General features: G+C 44.0%; 16 protein-coding genes. 7 read left to right on the top strand and 9 right to left on the bottom strand.

What is annotated here, in order from left to right; translation table 11 throughout:
- Positions 1–63 precede the first annotated feature (63 nt).
- Together QF117_RS10315 and metG are read right to left on the bottom strand one after the other, a co-directional pair.
- Positions 64–888, bottom strand: a complete 825-nt coding sequence (locus QF117_RS10315; RefSeq protein ID WP_282388878.1) for a hypothetical protein — start codon at positions 886–888, stop codon at positions 64–66.
- Between the two features lie 309 nt (positions 889–1,197).
- Complete coding sequence (metG, locus tag QF117_RS10320) at positions 1,198–3,273, bottom strand: methionine--tRNA ligase (protein WP_282388879.1); 2,076 nt, start codon at positions 3,271–3,273, stop codon at positions 1,198–1,200.
- 155 nt (positions 3,274–3,428) lie between these two features.
- Here metG and apbC point away from each other — a divergent pair, with 155 nt between their 5' ends.
- From apbC to QF117_RS10335, 3 genes are all read left to right on the top strand, one after another.
- Positions 3,429–4,508: an iron-sulfur cluster carrier protein ApbC gene (gene apbC / locus QF117_RS10325; RefSeq protein ID WP_282388880.1), complete on the top strand. Its 1,080-nt coding sequence runs from the start codon at positions 3,429–3,431 to the stop codon at positions 4,506–4,508.
- A gap of 161 nt (positions 4,509–4,669) precedes the next feature.
- On the top strand, positions 4,670–5,311 hold the full coding sequence (gene udk / locus QF117_RS10330; protein WP_017033144.1) for a uridine kinase: 642 nt from the start codon (positions 4,670–4,672) through the stop codon (positions 5,309–5,311).
- 150 nt (positions 5,312–5,461) lie between these two features.
- The gene (locus QF117_RS10335; RefSeq protein ID WP_282388882.1) at positions 5,462–7,669 is read left to right on the top strand and encodes an AsmA family protein; all 2,208 of its coding nucleotides are present in this window, start codon (positions 5,462–5,464) and stop codon (positions 7,667–7,669) included.
- Positions 7,670–7,844: 175 nt separating this feature from the next.
- On the opposite strand, the gene cobO is transcribed toward QF117_RS10335, so the two are convergent.
- Positions 7,845–8,450 (bottom strand): cob(I)yrinic acid a,c-diamide adenosyltransferase, encoded by a 606-nt coding sequence (cobO, locus tag QF117_RS10340; protein ID WP_282388883.1) that lies wholly within the window; start codon positions 8,448–8,450, stop codon positions 7,845–7,847.
- Between the two features lie 162 nt (positions 8,451–8,612).
- Positions 8,613–9,554 carry a universal stress protein gene (locus tag QF117_RS10345; RefSeq protein WP_282388884.1) on the bottom strand — a complete coding sequence of 314 codons (942 nt, stop codon included), beginning with the start codon at positions 9,552–9,554 and terminating at the stop codon, positions 8,613–8,615.
- Positions 9,555–9,804: 250 nt separating this feature from the next.
- Here QF117_RS10345 and QF117_RS10350 point away from each other — a divergent pair, with 250 nt between their 5' ends.
- Positions 9,805–10,281 carry a low molecular weight protein-tyrosine-phosphatase gene (locus QF117_RS10350; protein WP_282388885.1) on the top strand — a complete coding sequence of 159 codons (477 nt, stop codon included), beginning with the start codon at positions 9,805–9,807 and terminating at the stop codon, positions 10,279–10,281.
- 45 nt (positions 10,282–10,326) lie between these two features.
- Here the strand turns inward: QF117_RS10350 and QF117_RS10355 are convergent, their stop codons facing one another.
- From QF117_RS10355 to sodB, 3 genes are all read right to left on the bottom strand, one after another.
- A complete protein-coding gene (locus tag QF117_RS10355; RefSeq protein WP_282388886.1) occupies positions 10,327–11,010 on the bottom strand; it encodes an SDR family oxidoreductase in 684 nt (227 codons plus the stop codon).
- 190 nt (positions 11,011–11,200) lie between these two features.
- On the bottom strand, positions 11,201–11,704 hold the full coding sequence (locus QF117_RS10360) for a VC2046/SO_2500 family protein (RefSeq protein WP_282388887.1): 504 nt from the start codon (positions 11,702–11,704) through the stop codon (positions 11,201–11,203).
- Between the two features lie 186 nt (positions 11,705–11,890).
- Positions 11,891–12,475 carry a superoxide dismutase [Fe] gene (gene sodB / locus QF117_RS10365; RefSeq protein ID WP_017040349.1) on the bottom strand — a complete coding sequence of 195 codons (585 nt, stop codon included), beginning with the start codon at positions 12,473–12,475 and terminating at the stop codon, positions 11,891–11,893.
- A gap of 255 nt (positions 12,476–12,730) precedes the next feature.
- Here sodB and grxD point away from each other — a divergent pair, with 255 nt between their 5' ends.
- On the top strand, positions 12,731–13,069 hold the full coding sequence (grxD, locus tag QF117_RS10370; protein ID WP_282388888.1) for a Grx4 family monothiol glutaredoxin: 339 nt from the start codon (positions 12,731–12,733) through the stop codon (positions 13,067–13,069).
- 84 nt (positions 13,070–13,153) lie between these two features.
- Entirely contained in the window at positions 13,154–15,148 is a 1,995-nt protein-coding gene (locus QF117_RS10375; protein WP_282388890.1) for a DNA topoisomerase III, read from the top strand.
- 18 nt (positions 15,149–15,166) lie between these two features.
- On the opposite strand, the gene QF117_RS10380 is transcribed toward QF117_RS10375, so the two are convergent.
- On the bottom strand, positions 15,167–16,168 hold the full coding sequence (locus QF117_RS10380; protein WP_282388892.1) for a DUF3080 domain-containing protein: 1,002 nt from the start codon (positions 16,166–16,168) through the stop codon (positions 15,167–15,169).
- A 7-nt stretch (positions 16,169–16,175) separates the two neighbouring features.
- Positions 16,176–16,862 carry an SDR family oxidoreductase gene (locus QF117_RS10385; RefSeq protein WP_282388894.1) on the bottom strand — a complete coding sequence of 229 codons (687 nt, stop codon included), beginning with the start codon at positions 16,860–16,862 and terminating at the stop codon, positions 16,176–16,178.
- 269 nt (positions 16,863–17,131) lie between these two features.
- On the opposite strand from QF117_RS10385, the gene QF117_RS10390 reads away from it, so the two are divergent.
- Positions 17,132–18,052 carry a histone deacetylase gene (locus QF117_RS10390; RefSeq protein ID WP_282388896.1) on the top strand — a complete coding sequence of 307 codons (921 nt, stop codon included), beginning with the start codon at positions 17,132–17,134 and terminating at the stop codon, positions 18,050–18,052.
- Positions 18,053–18,112 lie beyond the last annotated feature (60 nt).

Genomic DNA, 18,112 nt, shown 5'->3' on the forward strand with positions numbered 1-18,112 from the left:
GACTTCATCTCAGGATAACTTTTGCGTTAGCTATGGAATGAATTTGATGGCCCTATCATCCATCTACTGGCACTCTTGCGACGTTTCTAACGCTGGAAGTGGTAAATAGATACCTTCTGTTAGCTCAGACAAAATATGGTCATACACGCTGGTGATGCTCACGGATATTTCACTGGTTAATGCATATAACTGCTCTGCCGAAAGCACATATTTTGGATTGTCGGTCATCTCTTCCAATTGATGTATGGCATGGTGACTGGCTTGAGAAGCCATCGAATATGGGCTGATTATCGACAGTTGGTTCAGTTTGCGGCACATGGCGGTACAGCGGTATTGAGTACGTAGAATACCCGCTTGTGTATCCATGTCTTGTATCGATATTCTCAATTGAGTGAGTGCTTCCATCGAGTCGATGACTTGTTGCCATTTCACATGATATTGATGCCCCAAATCTTCTCTGCCGGATTCTGCAAGCCACGCCATCGCAATCTCATCCATCAAGTACATACAATGCCTCATGGCTGCACCGTGGATTATCTGATTTCGAGCGACTGTTCTTTCGTGCCAATCTTTGCCGAGACCAGTCAGCCTCATTTGTAGAATTCGGTAATCCGGTTTGTTATTGAAATGGGCAATGGAAATCAAATGATTGGTTTGCTTTAAAATCTCTTGGTTAAGTGGCTCAAGAGTATTCTTGGGGTCAGTGGTGTAGATCAATGCCGAATGCGTAGCACGGCGGTATTTTCTGCATAAGATCAGTAGCTGCCTTAATGTGATGATGAGTTGGTATTTTCGTTGGAAGGCGGATCCACGCTGTTTTGATGAGTGGAGTAATGTGGCGAATACGCCAAAAGTAATGAATGAAATGACGGTGATAAGAATAAGCATAACGACTCCTTTAGAGATATACCTAAAGTGAGTAGTCCAAGTTCCATGCCACTTTTAAATTAATTTAAAAACAATGACTTAGTTGTATTTTACTCTAATTGTGTGTGCGTTTTTGGTGCAAGGGACCCCAAATAAGGGAGAAGTAGAATATAAAAAACGCCCACAGTACTAAGACTATGAGCGTTCTGATGTGCTTATTGACGTGTTTACCTACCTCACCAACGATCTGATTATGTTGCCAAATCAAATCAAATCAAATCAAATCAAGCCAGCTAGGTAAAATTAGGTCAGGGCGACGGACGTTCGTCATTACATGACACGCATACCTGGCTGTGCACCTTCGTGTGGTTCAAGAATCCATAGATCGCTGCCACCAGGGCCAGCCGCTAGGATCATGCCTTCTGACATACCAAACTTCATCTTACGAGGCTTTAGGTTTGCGACCATTACGGTTAGCTTGCCTTCGAGCTCTTCTGGTTTATATGCAGACTTGATGCCAGAGAACACTTGGCGAGTCTCACCACCGATATCCAGTTGGAACTTCAGTAGCTTGTTCGCTTTTGGCACTTCTTCACAAGAGATGATACGAGCAATACGCATATCAACGGCTGCAAATGCATCAAACTCAATCTCGTCGGCGATTGGATCTTTGTCGAGTTCCGTTTGGTTTGCTTGTTCTTTCTCAGCTTCTGCTTTTTCTTTTGCTGCTGCTTCAGCGGCTGCATCTTCTTTTGACGATTCAACCATGGCTTCCACTTTCTTAGAGTCAATACGGCTAAACAGCGCTTTGAATTTCGTAATTTCATGGTCAGTGAGCGGAGTCGCCACACCTTCCCATGTTAGCTCTTCGTTTAGGAAGGCTTCAGTGCGAGCGGCAAGTTCTGGCATGACCGGTTTTAGGTAAGCCATTAGAACGCGGAAAAGGTTGATACCAACAGAAGAAACTTGTTGAAGCTCTTGCTCTTTACCTTCTTCTTTGGCTAAAACCCAAGGGGCTTTTTCATCGATGTACTGGTTTGCTTTGTCAGCAAGCGCAGTGATCTCACGGATAGCACGGCTAAACTCACGCGTTTCGTAGAGCTCACCGATGCGATCAGCGGCAGCTGCAAACTCGTTGTAAAGTTCAGGCTCTGCAAATTCAGCAGAGAGCTTGCCTTCAAAACGCTTGGTAATGAAGCCCGCGTTACGAGAAGCTAGGTTAACAATCTTGTTGACCACGTCAGCGTTTACACGTTGAGTGAAGTCTTCAAGGTTAAGATCTAAGTCGTCGATTCGGCTGTTCAGCTTCGCCGCGTAGTAGTAACGCAAGCACTCTGGGTCGAGGTGATTTAGGTACGTACTTGCTTTGATGAATGTGCCTTTAGACTTAGACATCTTCGCACCGTTGACCGTAACGTAGCCGTGTACAAATACGTTGTTTGGCTTACGGAAACCCGCTCCGTCTAGCATTGCAGGCCAAAATAGGCTGTGGAAATACACAATATCTTTACCAATGAAGTGGTAAAGCTCTGTCGAGCTGTCTTTTTTCCAGTATTCGTCAAAATCTAGGTCGTCGCGCTTATCACATAGGTTTTTGAATGAACCCATGTAGCCGATTGGTGCATCGAGCCATACGTAGAAGAACTTGTCTTTTTCGCCAGGGATTTCAAAACCAAAGTAAGGTGCATCGCGTGAGATATCCCACTGCTGAAGACCCGATTCAAACCATTCCTGCATTTTGTTGGCGGTTTCGTTTTGCAGTGAGCCAGAACGAGTCCACTCTTTTAGCATGCTTTCAAATTGAGGAAGGTCGAAGAAAAAGTGCTCTGAATCTTTCATCACTGGCGTTGCGCCTGATACCGCTGATTTAGGGTTAATCAGTTCCGTTGGGCTGTATGTCTCGCCACAGTTATCGCAGTTGTCGCCATATTGGTCTTCAGACTTACACTTAGGGCAAGTGCCTTTTACAAAACGGTCTGGTAAGAACATCTCTTTTTCAGGGTCGAACAGTTGAGAGATGGTACGGCTAGAAATAAAACCGTTCTTTTTCAGTTCAAGGTAGATGTGAGAGGCCAGTTCGCGATTCTCTTCAGAGTGCGTGCTGTGGTAGTTATCAAAACTGATATCAAAACCGGCGAAGTCTTTTTGATGTTCTTCGCTAACTGCCGCAATCATCTCTTCTGGCGTAATACCCATCTGTTGTGCTTTAAGCATGATCGGTGTGCCGTGAGCATCGTCCGCGCAGATGAAGTTTACAGTGTTGCCGCGTAGACGCTGGTAACGAACCCAAATATCCGCTTGGATATGCTCAAGCATATGTCCAAGGTGGATCGAACCGTTAGCGTACGGAAGGGCACAAGTTACCAGTAGTTTCCTAGCAGAAGAGTTTCTTGGTTCAGTTGCCATACTTAATTATTCGCTTTAATTGATAGGTATAAAATGATGGCTAATACTACCGCATGACGCGGTTAACGCCAAGGTGTGACATGGGCTATTCCCCCAAATTTTTTGGGGTTCAGTCAGAAGCAAGCGAGTGTTAGGATGATGAAAAAGGAGAACGTATGCATCAGTTTCAATCTAAACAGGATTTTTGCCTGTGGCTCAATGAATTTTCTCACCCTAGTCTCATCGAAGGTTGGGCTAATCAAGCAGGAATAGTCACGATTCTGCCGACCGGTGTTTTCCAGATCGACGTTCCCTTTGCTGCCAGTGAGCTTGTGCAAAGTTTGGAAAGCTGGATTACCTCTGCTCAGGCGTCTCAAAAAGTGTCCTCATTCCAGTTTTCTGTCACGACCAGTGTCAAAGCGCTTCATACTCAGTCTTTGCAACCGATCAAAGGGGTAAAGAATGTCATTGCCGTGACATCGGCTAAAGGGGGGGTAGGCAAATCCACCACCGCGGTTAACTTGGCGCTGGCTATTGCCCAGTCTGGGGCAAAAGTCGGTTTACTGGATGCGGACATCTATGGCCCATCAGTGCCAATGATGATAGGTCAAGAGGACGCAAAACCACAAGTTAGAGATAGCAAGTGGATGCAACCTATTGAAGCGCATGGCATTCACACTCATTCTATTGGTTATTTAGTCGATAAAAATGAAGCCGCGATCTGGCGAGGGCCAATGGCATCGAAAGCGTTAGCGCAATTGGTGAATGAGACGGAATGGCCTGATCTCGATTACTTGGTGATTGATATGCCACCGGGAACCGGTGATATTCAGCTCACATTATCTCAGCAAATTCCGGTTACTGGGGCGGTTATTGTCACCACACCACAAGATCTTGCTTTGGCGGATGCGCGAAAAGGCGCGGCCATGTTTAGAAAAGTTGACGTTCCTGTGATCGGTTTAGTTGAAAACATGAGTTACCACATTTGTAGCCATTGTGGCGAAAAAGAGCATATTTTCGGTGCAGGTGGGGCGCAAAGCTTATCCGCTGAATATGGGTTGTCTTTGCTTGCTCAAATCCCATTGCATATCCAAGTTAGGGAAGATATTGATCGAGGTGTGCCTACTGTGGCGTCCAATGCCGATAGTGAGCACAAAAAACGTTATCTAGATTTAGCAGAAAGTGTGTGCAGTTGCTTATATTGGCAGGGAAAACCTAAGCCTGACGCGATCAGTTTTCAACTCATTGACGAGTAAAATGCAGGTTACATATATCAAGTAATCGATTGCATGATGGTTTGTTATTCTATTTAAGCAAAAGCTGACATTAAACTCGGTTCGTGACTAGAATCTAAAGAATGAACTCCCTATAATCGGCCCGTTTATTTGTTTCTCCAAACCATCACTGGGTGTAAAAAATGTCTGAGAATAATCAATGTGTCATCGTCGGAATTGCTGGCGCATCGGCTTCTGGTAAAAGCCTTATCGCAAGTACTATCTATAAAGAGCTGCGAGCGAAAGTGGGCGATAACCAAATCGGCGTTATCACGGAAGACTGTTACTACAACGATCAAACTCACCTTAGCATGGAAGAACGGGTAAAAACCAATTACGATCATCCTAAAGCGTTAGATCATGACTTGCTTTGCGAACACCTAGAGAAGTTGATCAAAGGTCAAGAAGTCGAAGTCCCTGAATACAGTTATACCGAACATACACGCCTACCGAACTCAAGAACACTCACACCAAAAAAAGTGATTATATTAGAAGGTATTTTGCTGTTAACCGATCCTAGGTTGCGTAAATTAATGCACGCAACGGTGTTTATGGATACTCCGTTAGATATTTGTTTACTTCGACGCGTGAAACGTGATGTAGAAGAACGAGATCGTTCAATGGAATCGGTATTAACTCAATACCAAGAGACGGTTCGTCCTATGTTCATGCAGTTTATCGAGCCATCTAAGCAGTACGCTGACATTATTGTTCCGCGCGGTGGTAAGAACCGAATAGCTATCGATGTACTAAAAGCGCACATTGCTAAGTTATTGAAAGCTTAATGGGTTGAAATGTAAAAAGATTGGATTCTTAGGTTTAGTTGCCGATGAGTCTTTATTTTTATGATAAGAAGTGGCACTTTAGGTGCCACTTTCTTTTTTTTATTTCCTAGACAATGATGATAGGAATTACCTCAAGCAAGGAAAAAGCGAATGAAAAAACTGTTTTTATTCATTGCCATCCCCCTGTTCGTTGTTTTTATAGCGATCGCTGCACTCATTTTTCTCGTTAATCCGAATCAATTCAAACCTTTGATCATCGATCAAGCCAAGCAACAGACTGGGTTAGATCTCGTGATTGAAGGGGACATCAGTTGGCAGTTTTTTCCTTCGATTGGTTTTGAACTGGGTAAAACAGAATTAAGAAACCCGAAGGGTTTTAGCCAGCCAAACTTGTTCAAAGTGGAAACCATTGGTGTTGATGTTTCAGTCATGCCTCTGTTCAATCAACAGCTAGAGATTGGCAATGTCACTCTTGATGGCGCAGAGTTTTATCTAGAAACGTTAACATCGGGTAAGCGTAATATCGATGCGTTAACACAAGCTCCAAGCGATTCATCTCAGGTAGGCAAAGCGGACACTGCACCCGCTAAAGAGGGGCTAGCGAGTTCAGAGCCTTCTGCGGCATCGCAAACCACGTCGAATCAAGATGAGTCTTCACCAACACCTTGGATAATTAATTTAGCAGGCGTCACAGTTTCTAATGCGGTACTTGAGATTCAAGATCATCAAGCGGGTTCGTTGACCAAATTATACGACGTTTCACTGGGGCTATCGCAGTTTGAGTTCGACAATTGGACGATTGCTACCTTTGCTGCCAAAGGCCAAAATAACCAACAAAAGTTTGCAGCAAAAGGCCAAGCGGAGTTCAAGCTAGCGTCTGGTTTTTCTCACTATGCGCTTAAGAATATCGATTTAGAAGCAAGCTTCAATGATCCACAAAATAGCATTGAGTCTGCCAAAATCGGCTTAGATACGTTTGAGTTCGATGCAGTCAATAACCTAACTTATGCTGTTACGGGTAATGCTGCGGGTCTTGATCTCAATATGAAAGGCTCCGCTCAGTTAAACATCGACAGTGCGATATCTAAGGTCCTTCTCAATCAGTTAACTCTGGATGCCACATTTGGCGGAGAGTCTTTACCTCAGTCACCCATGAAAGTGGATATGGCATCGGACTTAAGTTTTGATTTAACCAAAAGCCACCTTCAATTTGTTCTTGAAAAGTTAACCGCAAATGCTATCGAACTGGATGGTGAAGCGAATATTACATTGCTTGATATTCCTAAGGTTCGCTTCAATCTTCATAGTCCGAACATCGATCTGGATGAGTTCTTAGGTTTAGGTAACGCACAAGCGAGTACTCAAAAGGGAAGCGATACCACAACTGAAACCTCATCAAACAAAACTGAAAGTGACGGTAAGGCTGCGAAGACTTCCCCAACCAAACCGAGTGATCAAACGGTGGAAGTGGAACCTGACCTAACGGCATTGAAAACGTTAGATGTGAAAGGTTCGATTGTCATTGATAAGTTCAAAGCCAATAACGCAAGCATGCAAGATGTTTCGGCGCAATTCTCTGTCAATCGTGGCATAGCTGAACTGACATCATTTAGCTCAAAATTGTACGGTGGTTCCATTGCAGCCAGTGCAAAATTAGATGCTCGCCAGTCACCGGCAACGTATACCGCGAAGAAACGTATTAAAGGCGTAAAAGTTTTGCCTTTGCTTAGAGATGTTGCTCAAAACGAAACGCTAGAAGGTACCGGAAATATCGATGTTGACGTTAAAGGTAAGAGCTTGACTGAAACCGGTATTAAGAAAAACTTAGTGGGTACGATTGACATCAACTTTGAAGATGGTGCGGTGAACGGGATTAACGTTGCGCAGTTGATTCGAGTTAATTACGCCAAGATAAAAGGCGAAAAAGTTGAAGAGCAAACCGGTCCTCAGAAAACAGATTTCAGCGCCATGAAAGCAACGTTGAAGCTTAATAAAGGAACAGTCACAACGAACAATTTGGCTATGCAGTCGCCATTGCTTCGTATTCATGGTGAAGGCAGTGCCAATTATATCGATGAAACTGTGAACTTCCTGGTACGTACTTCTATCGTTGGTTCGTTACAAGGGCAGGGTGGTAAGAATATCGATGACCTGAAAGATGTGACGATTCCGATTCAAGTCACAGGCTCTTGGGTGCAACCAAAGTTTGCTCTGGTTTTTGACGATGTGTTGAAGCAAAAAGCAGAAAAAGAGCTGGATCGAGGCTTGAACAAGCTTGAAGAAAAATACGGAGATAAGCTGGGTGATGAAAAAACCAAAGATGCGATTAGAGGCGCTCTAAAAGGTTTCTTTAATTAGTTAAGCACTTAAAGAATGGAAAGGCCGCACCGAGCAATGATGCAAAGTGCGGCCTTTTTATTGTTGGCTATTTGTGGTCAATTGTTGGTTATTGTTGACTAGGTATGGGGCGGGTTACGCGCAAAGGTGTCAGTTTTAGCTATGCCCCCAGATATCGATTTGGAAACCTGAAACCCTACCAGTCAACGCCTTTGAGCGCTTTCACGCCGGATTCAAACGCGTGCTTCACATTTTTCACTTCAGAAACGGTGTCAGCAAGCTCGATCAAGCTTCTATGCGCTCCACGGCCTGTGATGATGACCGATTGCATAGCCGGGCGGTTGTTCAGTGCGTCAAGGACTTCTTCTAACTCTATATAGCCGTAGCTAACCATATAGGTCAGCTCATCAAATAGAATCACGTTGATGGTGTCATCTTGCAGCATGCGTTTGCACTCTTGCCACACTTTTTGTGCCGCTTCTGTATCCGCCGTTTTATCTTGTGTTTCCCAAGTGAAGCCTGTCGCCATGACTTGGAATTCTACGCCTAACTTTTCAAGAAGGTTCTTCTCTCCATTGTCCCATGTGCCTTTGATAAATTGAGCCACGGCACATTGTTGTCCATGGCCGACTGCACGCGCGATAGTGCCAAAGCCAGAAGTGGATTTACCCTTTCCATTACCGGTAATAACGAGCAGCAAGCCCTTTTCTTCCTGTGCGGCCGCGACTTTTTCATCCACTTTTACTTTTACTTTTTGTTGGCGAGCTTTATGGCGAGATTCTTTGCTGTCATTGGCTGACATGATAAGTCCTTTTTATACAATTAATGCTGACTATCATAACCGAAGTTTATGGCCTCCAGAACCTGCTATTAGAAAATGATTGAGGGAAATTAAAAAACACTCAGTAACCCTCAATCCAAGTGATACTGGATTGAGGGTTTACGTTGAAGACGAAAGAGGTCATTACGACAATGTGATTGGAGAAACAAAGCCTTGTGGTTTCATTGCCAATAAAGAACAGTTTATGGATTGAAGAATATTCTCTGCTGTATTACCAATAACAAAACCTGAGATCCCCGTTCTTGCCAGTGTCCCCATGGCTAGGACATCGATTTCTGCTTCATTGACGAAATCAGGAATCATGTTGTCTGGTTTTCCGTGAAGATGGTGGACGACAATTTCACCTGAAATTCCAGATTCTTCAATCAATCTTTGCAACGCTTGTTCATGCGCTTCTTTAGCTTTTGATACTTGATCGGCGAGCTGAGTTTCATCGACTTGAATCCACCCTTGGCTGTCTGGGTAGTTTTCTAAGTAGTGTTCCCAGCAAGAAATAATATGCAGACGACTGTCGTAGGTGTCGGCAATGGAGCGGGATAATTCCAAGAGTTGCAATGAAAGTGCATGGTGCCCGTCGCTGGCTGCCATAGGATCAACGGCGACCGCAATACGACGTTTGCTTCTTTGTTTAGTAACAGGTCTGTGTAACCAGATAGGGCATGGGCATTTACGCAATAAGGTCATGTCGATGGCCTTAAAACCTTCCGAGCCTTCATTCAGTGGTTCAGCTTCTTTAATGATCAGGTCATGGTTATTTTCGATGGCCTTTTTAATGATACAAACCGCTGGTTGTTCACTGCTTTTGACCATTAAAGGAAACGGCACCTGTTCTTCAGAGATGCCATGCTCAATACGAAAGTTCTTTACACTTTGCTTGAGAGAGTCATGAAGAGATTGCTCGTAACTCTGTTGGTACTGAAGTAAGTCGTTAGGGAAATAAGGAAAGGCAATAAGGCCAGAAACGGAGACATCTTTGTTGGCGGCCATTCTAACCGTTTGTACCAGCGCATCACTGTGTCCTGGCAATCCTTGTGTGGCGAAAAGTATGTTCTTAAATCGTTTCATACATATCTCCTTGGTTGTTTAAATTTTAGCCAAAGAACAGGTTGCTTTGATAGAGCATAATTGTAACCATTTATGACGAGTCACCCCATCCGTTTCCATTCCTCCAGAGAACGTAGGTGACTATACGTTTATCTCCGTTTTGTTGGTCGATTTTAAAATAAAAATGGATGACAGACTGGCTATTATCAAATAACTTCAATAAGTTAATGGTTACTCAGCGATTATCGAACATAGAGGTAGATTTAAGGTTATGCATAGTAAGAAAAAACCTTCCATTCTAGTGGTGTGTATGGGAAACATTTGTCGTTCACCAACGGGTGAGGCTGTTTTGAAAGCCAAAGCGAAAGAAAAAGGCATAGACATCACGGTGGATTCCGCTGGTACTTTAGGTTATCACCAAGGTAATGCGCCAGATTCGAGGTCGCAACAAGCGGGTGAGATGAGAGGGTATTGTTTTGATGGAATCACGGCTAGAAAAGTAAGAGAGAATGACTTCACGGACTTTGATCTTATTTTAGCCGCCGATAAAGCAAATCTGGCTGACCTTTATGATATTTGCCCTTCAGAACATCAGCATAAGCTTTCACTATTTTTAAGCCACAGTGAGTCTGAGTACAACGAGATACCTGACCCTTATTATGGCGGAGAGAAAGGCTTCGAACTGGTGTTAGATTTGATAGAAGATGCCGCCGAACAAATCCTGGAACGTCATTTTCAAACGCGATAAACGTTAGGCTATCAACGAGAATCGCTCAGCCCAATGTGGTGTCAACTAAGTTGCTTCTGCGGACATTATACGTCCGCTAAAGTAGTCATTTGCCACAATATATTCGGTATTTCTAATCAACTCATCTTGTATCTGTAGCCAATGGTAATCACTTTTCTTGGAAGCGTGGCTTAACACAGGCACGACACCGCCGACTCGAATATTAAAAGGCGTCAGTTCTTTTGCCCAACTTTGAGTAAAGCCCGTCACGATGGAAGACGCATTCTCAAAACCTTTAAAGTCTTTGCTTTCATCTACAGAGATGACGTTGACGATCACACCATGCTTCTTTTCAAGGCACATTCGTTCAGCGCTTGCTTGACCAAATCCAAACAGAGTGGATGCAAGGGTGGTCAATTGGTCAGAAAACTGTTCTGCAGATTGATTGCTCGTTAGCCCTGGTAGTGGGGAGTTTGGCCAGTTGTTGACTAAAACATCCGGTGAGCGTTGAAATTTCTCATCAATAAAATCAAACAGTTGATGAATGGAATGAAGAGAATAATTTTCTACTTTAAACGAGTAAACGTCGTCGGATATGGCTTTGCAACGGGTGTAGGTATCCGTAAGGGTGTGTATGTTTTGGTCGCACAACACTAACTTTGCTCCCAACGAAGAAAAATGAGTGGCGAGCGTTCCCCCTAGTAGTGAACCCGCGGATGTGATCAAAATGACAGCACTTTTAATATCCATGAACGACAATACCCCTTGTCTATTTTTATTGGTGGGATTTTTTTGTCCACATAGCATGGTTCATTAGCTGTGGTTTAAGTGTGAATAACATCAAATAAGCAGTGGGCGAGGAGGTTTAAGTGTTAAAATCAGTATATCGTCACACTAACCCATTCATTTGTTGAATGGGTCTTAGTTTTGAGATTGAAAACTATGCTTGGGCTTGTATCTGAAAGCTACGCTGTGCCACCACTAACTGGTTATAGAGATCAATTGGAATAAGAGTTTTATTTTTGTTTTCAGTAAGTTGCCGTCGATGGTGGCCAGATAGATTGTGATACACCTCTTCAGGAAGATCATGAGTATCTTCAGGTAAGTATGCGAGCACTTCTGGCGTCAGATAATGATTTAATTTTGCGCTGGCCATTCCACCGTAATGGAACGCATTGGCCTGAGCTGCTGAGATGTCATATGAATATTGATCTGAACGAAGCTGCTGCAGTGGCTGCAACTCGAACCGTTTACGCAGAGTTTGATCGGTGATTTCAGGTGTCTCGATTTTTTCAATGGGCGTGTTGTCTCGGACATCATCTGAGAACATCGAAAGAATCAACGCAAAATCTGCGCGTCTACCAGCATGGACGGCGTGGTTAATCCCCGAGCCAAATTGTAGCTCGTTGATAATGCCTGCTTTGTCTAACGTATGAACTTGCATAATACTCCCCGTTGAATTCACTTTTAACGGCAAGTACTTGGATAACTTTAGATTTATCTACTGTCGAGATGTGCCTAATGCTAGAGGACGATATTGGTTGACTATTATCTAAACGATATAAAGAAAAAGCCTGCACGAATGCAGGCTTTGAATATGACTAAATTATATAGGGGGGATGAAACCGAACTATTTCGCTAGGTTTTCTGCTACAAATTCCCAGTTTACTAGATTCCAGAATGCAGCCATGTAGTCAGGACGAACATTACGGAAATCGATGTAGTAAGCGTGTTCCCAAAGGTCAACAGTGAGAAGTGGTGTTACCCCTTCGTCTGTTAGTGGCGTTGCTGCATTAGACGTGTTAACGATGTCTAGAGAGCCATCTGCTTTTTTCACTAACCATGTCCAAGAAGAACCAAAGTTATTGATTGCTGAATCTGTGAACTTAGCTTTGAACTCTTCAAATGAACCGAATGCCGCGTTGATCGCGTCAGCAACTGCGCCAGTTGGTTCGCCGCCTGCTTTTGGTGCTAGACAGTGCCAGTAGAATGTGTGGTTCCAGATTTGTGCTGCGTTGTTGAATACGCCACCTGTTGAAGTCTTGATGATTTCTTCAAGTGTTTTGCCTTCAAACTCAGTTCCTGGGATAAGACCGTTTAGCTTAACAACGTAAGTGTTATGGTGCTTACCGTGGTGGAAATCTAATGTTTCTTCTGAGATGTATGGTGCTAGTGCATCTTTTGCGTAAGGTAATGCTGGTAATTCAAATGACATTGCTTAATTCTCCAGTGAGGTCAAAGAGCGAACTCTTTTTTGTTGCGTCCAATATTATTGTAATTGCGTCGATTAGACTGACTGAGATATAGTTTAGCAAGTTTTTACTTTATTAAAAGAGTTGGTGCTCATTTTCTTAAGAAATTTACAGCAAAATGAGAACAAAATAATAACCTTACTATTTGAGAGCTTTTTATTCTTTTGCAATGCTTTAGAATAACGGCTTAAACGCTGGAATTAGATACAGAGGAAGCAATGGAAACTATCGATAAAATCAAACAGCAAATCGCAGAAAACACGATTCTTTTATACATGAAAGGATCGCCAAAGTTACCGAGCTGTGGGTTCTCTTCTCAAGCATCACAGGCTCTAATGGGCTGTGGCGAAAAGTTTGCTTATGTAGATATTTTGCAAAACCCAGATATTCGTGCAGAACTGCCAGCGTACGCGCAATGGCCTACATTCCCACAACTTTGGATTAATGGCGAGCTTATCGGCGGTTGTGACATCATCATTGAGATGTTCCAAAAGGGTGAATTACAGCCTCTGGTTAAAGAAGCGATGGCCAACGCAGAACAAGGCGATGCTGAATAATACTGTACAAATGTACATTATTGCTTGAATTATTAGGGCCACATTTCATAATGTGGCCCTAATTGTTTTTATCGTTGTGGTTTTATGTCTCGTCTCTTTATTGCTGAAAAGCCCAGTCTTGGTCGCGCGATTGCGGCGGCATTGCCTAATCCACAGAAGAAGGACCAAGGGTTCATCAAATGTGGCAACGGGGATGTGGTGACTTGGTGTATTGGACACTTATTAGAGCAAGTTGAGCCAGACGCCTATGATGACCGTTACAAGAAATGGAATCTCGTCGATCTTCCTATCGTGCCAGAACAGTGGCAGCTAAGACCGCGTAAGACGTCAAGTAAACAGCTCACGGTGATCCGAAAGCTATTGAAGGACGCAACACAAATTGTTCATGCGGGTGACCCAGATAGAGAAGGGCAGCTGTTAGTTGATGAAGTGATTGATTACTGCAAGGTGTCTAAAGCTAAGAAAGAGTCGATGGACAGGCTGCTTATTAGTGACTTGAACTTACCTGCCGTAAAACGAGCGCTCTCTCAAATGCGCAGTAATCGCGACTTTATTCCACTGTCTATTTCGGCGTTAGCGCGTTCTAGAGCCGACTGGCTGTATGGCATGAACATGACTCGTGCTTACACCTTGCTTGGCCAAAAAGCCGGTTACCAAGGTGTGTTGTCAGTAGGGCGAGTGCAAACCCCCGTGCTTGGTTTGGTGGTTCGGCGTGATGAAGAGATTGAGAATTTCATACCTAAAGATTACTTCACGCTGCATGCTTTGATCCCTTATCAAAATAACGGCCAATATTTTGATATTCGAGCGCGTTGGAAACCAAGTGAAGCATGTAAACCGTGGCAAGATGAAGAAGGCCGTGTGCTCAATCGAAAGTTGGTTGAAAATGTGGCTAACCGAATTGCGAATCAGCCTGCGACAGTGACAGAGTCAGAGCAAAAACAAAGTAAACAAGCGGCGCCATTGCCTTATTCGTTGTCAGCTTTACAAATTGATGCGTCTAAGCGTTTTGGAATGAGTGCTCAACAGGTGTTAGATACGTGTCAATCGTTGTACGAGAAACATAAACTCATCACTTACCCGCGTTCTGACAGCCGCTATCTACCTAAAGATCACTACTCGCAACGAGAGTCGGTCGTCGATGCTATCGCCAATAATGCGAAAGAGTTGCAAGGCGGTGCTCAAGGCGCGGATCTTTCCCTTAAGTCCAAAGCATGGAATGACAGCAAGGTCGATGCTCACCACGCGATTATTCCTACGCCGAAGAAGTCATCGGTGAATGGCCTTTCCGCTAATGAGATGAAGATCTATCAGCAAATCGCTCGTCAGTATCTGATGCAGTTTTATCCGCCGGCCATTTTTGCCGATGCCAAGCTTGTGTTTGATATCGCTGGAGGCGTGTTCATCGCAAAAGGGCGTCAGCTTATCAAACCAGGTTGGAAGGTGTTGATGGGGAAAACGGACACCGAAGAGAAGGGCGACGGCACAGATACGGTTCCTCCATTGGATAAAGGAACGGTGCTGACGTGTCGTGAAGGCGTGATTGGCGATAAGAAAACCGAGCCACCAAAACACTTTACTGAAGCGACGTTATTACAAGCGATGACAGGTATCGCGCGCTTTGTTGCGAACAAAGACCTTAAAGCTATTTTGAAAGAGACCGATGGCCTCGGAACAGAGGCAACTCGTGCGGGCATTCTAGATACTTTGTTCAAAAGACAGCTACTAACTCGACAAGGTAAAAGCATTCATAGCAGTCCTGCGGGGAGAGGTTTGATTAATGCATTGCCTGAGGACTCGACCTTTCCCGACATGACTGCCCACTGGGAGCATCAGTTGCAAGGCATGGCTGAACGAAACCAAGCGTATCAACCCTTCATGCAAGCGTTAGAAAGTAAGATTGATGGTTTGATGGGCAAGGTAAAAACGGGTGAAGTTCCTGAATCCCTGCGCCATCTTCCTAAAGTCGAAAGACCAGCGTTTAAACGTCGTAAAGGCGGTGGTGCGAAGAAGTCCTATGCCAAGACAGGTGCGTATGCTAAGAAAGGGACTTACGCTAAGAGGGGCACTAAAAGCTAAGACTTATTGAGGTGAGGATTAACGTCCGACTTTACGCCCACAACGTTTAAACAGCTGCTGCCAATAGTCCACATGGCGACGAGTTGATGATCGAAAGGCTTGATGTGCATCTTGGATAGGAAAGTAATAACTGTGCAGTTCAGGTTGTGCATTAAACATGACAAGTTGCGGGGCTAACTGCTGATAGTAGCCATCCAGTTGAGCCATGTACGGCTGAACTTTTCCTATATATTGTTGTTCAAACACATTGTTAAGATAACGAAACTTGGTCGTGTTTCGTTGTTGACCACAGATGATGTTGTCATCAAACGTTGAGAGCTGTTTGGTCATGGTATCAAGTTCGGCAGAAGCTCGTGCGAGCGAGTAGTACAAATTTCCGAGCGTCGAACTCTTCTCTAATATCTCTTGAACCTCTGTGGTCTTGCCTGAAACGAACGGCGTGTTTAACGCTTTATTGATATGTTTTAGGGCATCACCTGTCTGTCGCACCTGCTCATCGATATTAGCAAGTAACCACTGACTACCACGCATTTGGGATTGCATTGCCTCACTGGTATAGATGAGATTCCATTTGTGCAGCGGAAACTGCGCGAGTTTCCGTTGTTCGACATCTTTCAGCAGTTCAACCATGTTGGTGTCTAAGTCGCTAACTGTTAGGCATTGATCGATACCTTTAATGAGGGCCACTTGGTAATCGTAATTACGAAACTCGTCCGCCACTTTTCCAAGTACGGAGTTTCTTTCTGCGATTAAGTTGAACAAGCCACATTGTCGAAGCTGATAGCTGTCCAGCAATCCGATGGAGAGAGTAGGGACATCAATAAACAGCTCTCGCTTTCTCGGTAAGCTCTCAAACTCCCATCCGTCTTCCAATTTGTCGGCACCTTGCACTCTGGCTATCTTGGTTTGATAGTCGTCGAAGACGTCACCGGGGTTTTCACGGAAACATCCAGAAAGTGCCACAGCTAGGAAACACAATGTGAGACGTTTTGGTAAGTTTGAGAGAAAGCGACCATTCATAAAATGACTACCAATCGATTTCACTGCCATCGAAATTAAAGAAGTGACCACTCACTTTGGTGTTCGATGATTCTATAACGTTAATCAGGCCTGAAGCGGAAGTGTCGGTGTCGATCAAAGCGTTAGGCCCGCCCATTTCAGTCTGTACCCAGCCTGGGTGCAGTGCAAGAACAGTAAAACCGTCATGGGTTAAGTCGTTGCTTAAACTCTTCACAACCGAGTTTAGAGCGGCTTTAGAGGAACGATAGATGTAACCGCCACCTGATGTGTTTTCAGACATGCTGCCGACTCTCGATGACAGACAGGCGATCTTTTTCACATCGCTATTTTTAAGCAAGGGCAATAGTGTTTCAACCAACTTTAAAGGAGCGATGGTGTTGACTTCGAATACGCGACGCCACTCTTCAACATCGGTGTTTCCCAAACCATAGCCTTTAGGTCCATAATAGCCAGCGTTGTTGATCAATATATCAATCGGCTGAATTTGCGAAGGAAGTAGGTTCACTGCTTGGTAATCCGTTATTTCTAACTGAATGCAGGTAAGGTTGCTGTTTTGGTCTGAGAGTGAGAGCAAATCGCTTGCCGAGGCGGCATCACGATAGGTCGCGTAGACCCTATGATTATTATTTAAGTAGTGCTGAGTCAGGCTTAAGCCAATGCCGCGGTTCGCTCCAGTAATAAAAATAGCGCTCATGATGAATCCTTTTCTGTTCAATCCGTTAAGTTTGATGGCTTAATACGAGAAAATCAACGCTCCACCAACTGGCGATGAGCATTCCTACAAAAATCATTACTGCCGCCGAAGACCCGCAGATCACTCCAAGGATGAGTATTATGTTTTTCATTGCTGTTTCTACTTAGAACTTCAGAATTAATAGTAATGATAACTATTATCATTAATTGGGGTTGTCGCCAAGCCTGAGACTGTTATGATTTTGAGAAAGATACGCAATTAACCTAATTATGATTCCTTTAATTTACCACCCAATCTATTCGCAACTACCCTTGCCTGAAGGCCACCGTTACCCAATCAACAAATATCAGCTTTTGCATCGTGCTGTTGAAGCCTTAATGGGTAACGATCCGCAATGGGACAGTATGTTTGACGTATTTCAACCAGCACCCGTTACGGTTGAACAGGTAAAGCAGGTACATGATAGTGAGTATGTGGATCTGCTTGTTTCTGGAAATCTACCCGCAGCCAAAATGAGGCGTATCGGATTTCCGTGGAGTGAACAACTTATCGAAAGAACGCTCTATTCAAGTGGTGGAACCTGCTTAGCGGCAGAAATGGCCATTGAGAGTGGTGTCGCGATTCATTTGAGTGGTGGGTATCATCATGCACATCACGATTTTGGTAGTGGTTTTTGTCTTTTTAATGATCTGGTGTTGGCGGCCAAGCATGCACTGACCTTTGAGCAGATAGATAAAGTGCTGATCGTCGATAGTGATGTGCATCATGGCGATGGCACTGCTACGTTATGTGCAGGTAATGATGACATTATTACTTTGTCATTTCATTGTGATAAAAATTTCCCTGCACGTAAACCGCTATCCGATTTCGATGTGCCATTAAGCCGCGAAACAGAAGATGAAGAGTTTTTGTGTTGTTTTGAACAAGTCACCAAACTGGCGATTGCTCATCACCAGCCCGATCTCATCATTTATGACGCGGGTATCGACATTCATCAAGACGACGAGTTGGGTTACTTGAATGTGTCTACCGAAGGGATCTTCAAGCGTGATTGTTTGATGATCAATTTGGCCAAATCAGAGTCTATTCCGATGGCGTGTGTAGTGGGTGGTGGATACAGGACAAATCATCACGACTTAGTGCCTATCCATATGAAGTTATTACAAGCCGCTCATAAAGTGTATGGCTAGTTAGCTTGCATATAGCAAAGGGAATCTTCAAGTTGAGAGAAGGATAGATGCAAAAAAGCC

The organism is Vibrio sp. YMD68 (assembly GCF_029958905.1).
Lineage (GTDB): Bacteria > Pseudomonadota > Gammaproteobacteria > Enterobacterales > Vibrionaceae > Vibrio.

Coding starts and splice junctions, on each gene's coding strand:
- QF117_RS10315 (WP_282388878.1), bottom strand. CDS start 888: ATGCTTATTCTTATCACCGTCATTTCATTCATTACTTTTGGCGTATTC.
- metG (WP_282388879.1), bottom strand. CDS start 3,273: ATGGCAACTGAACCAAGAAACTCTTCTGCTAGGAAACTACTGGTAACT.
- apbC (WP_282388880.1), top strand. CDS start 3,429: ATGCATCAGTTTCAATCTAAACAGGATTTTTGCCTGTGGCTCAATGAA.
- udk (WP_017033144.1), top strand. CDS start 4,670: ATGTCTGAGAATAATCAATGTGTCATCGTCGGAATTGCTGGCGCATCG.
- QF117_RS10335 (WP_282388882.1), top strand. CDS start 5,462: ATGAAAAAACTGTTTTTATTCATTGCCATCCCCCTGTTCGTTGTTTTT.
- cobO (WP_282388883.1), bottom strand. CDS start 8,450: ATGTCAGCCAATGACAGCAAAGAATCTCGCCATAAAGCTCGCCAACAA.
- QF117_RS10345 (WP_282388884.1), bottom strand. CDS start 9,554: ATGAAACGATTTAAGAACATACTTTTCGCCACACAAGGATTGCCAGGA.
- QF117_RS10350 (WP_282388885.1), top strand. CDS start 9,805: ATGCATAGTAAGAAAAAACCTTCCATTCTAGTGGTGTGTATGGGAAAC.
- QF117_RS10355 (WP_282388886.1), bottom strand. CDS start 11,010: ATGGATATTAAAAGTGCTGTCATTTTGATCACATCCGCGGGTTCACTA.
- QF117_RS10360 (WP_282388887.1), bottom strand. CDS start 11,704: ATGCAAGTTCATACGTTAGACAAAGCAGGCATTATCAACGAGCTACAA.
- sodB (WP_017040349.1), bottom strand. CDS start 12,475: ATGTCATTTGAATTACCAGCATTACCTTACGCAAAAGATGCACTAGCA.
- grxD (WP_282388888.1), top strand. CDS start 12,731: ATGGAAACTATCGATAAAATCAAACAGCAAATCGCAGAAAACACGATT.
- QF117_RS10375 (WP_282388890.1), top strand. CDS start 13,154: ATGTCTCGTCTCTTTATTGCTGAAAAGCCCAGTCTTGGTCGCGCGATT.
- QF117_RS10380 (WP_282388892.1), bottom strand. CDS start 16,168: ATGAATGGTCGCTTTCTCTCAAACTTACCAAAACGTCTCACATTGTGT.
- QF117_RS10385 (WP_282388894.1), bottom strand. CDS start 16,862: ATGAGCGCTATTTTTATTACTGGAGCGAACCGCGGCATTGGCTTAAGC.
- QF117_RS10390 (WP_282388896.1), top strand. CDS start 17,132: ATGATTCCTTTAATTTACCACCCAATCTATTCGCAACTACCCTTGCCT.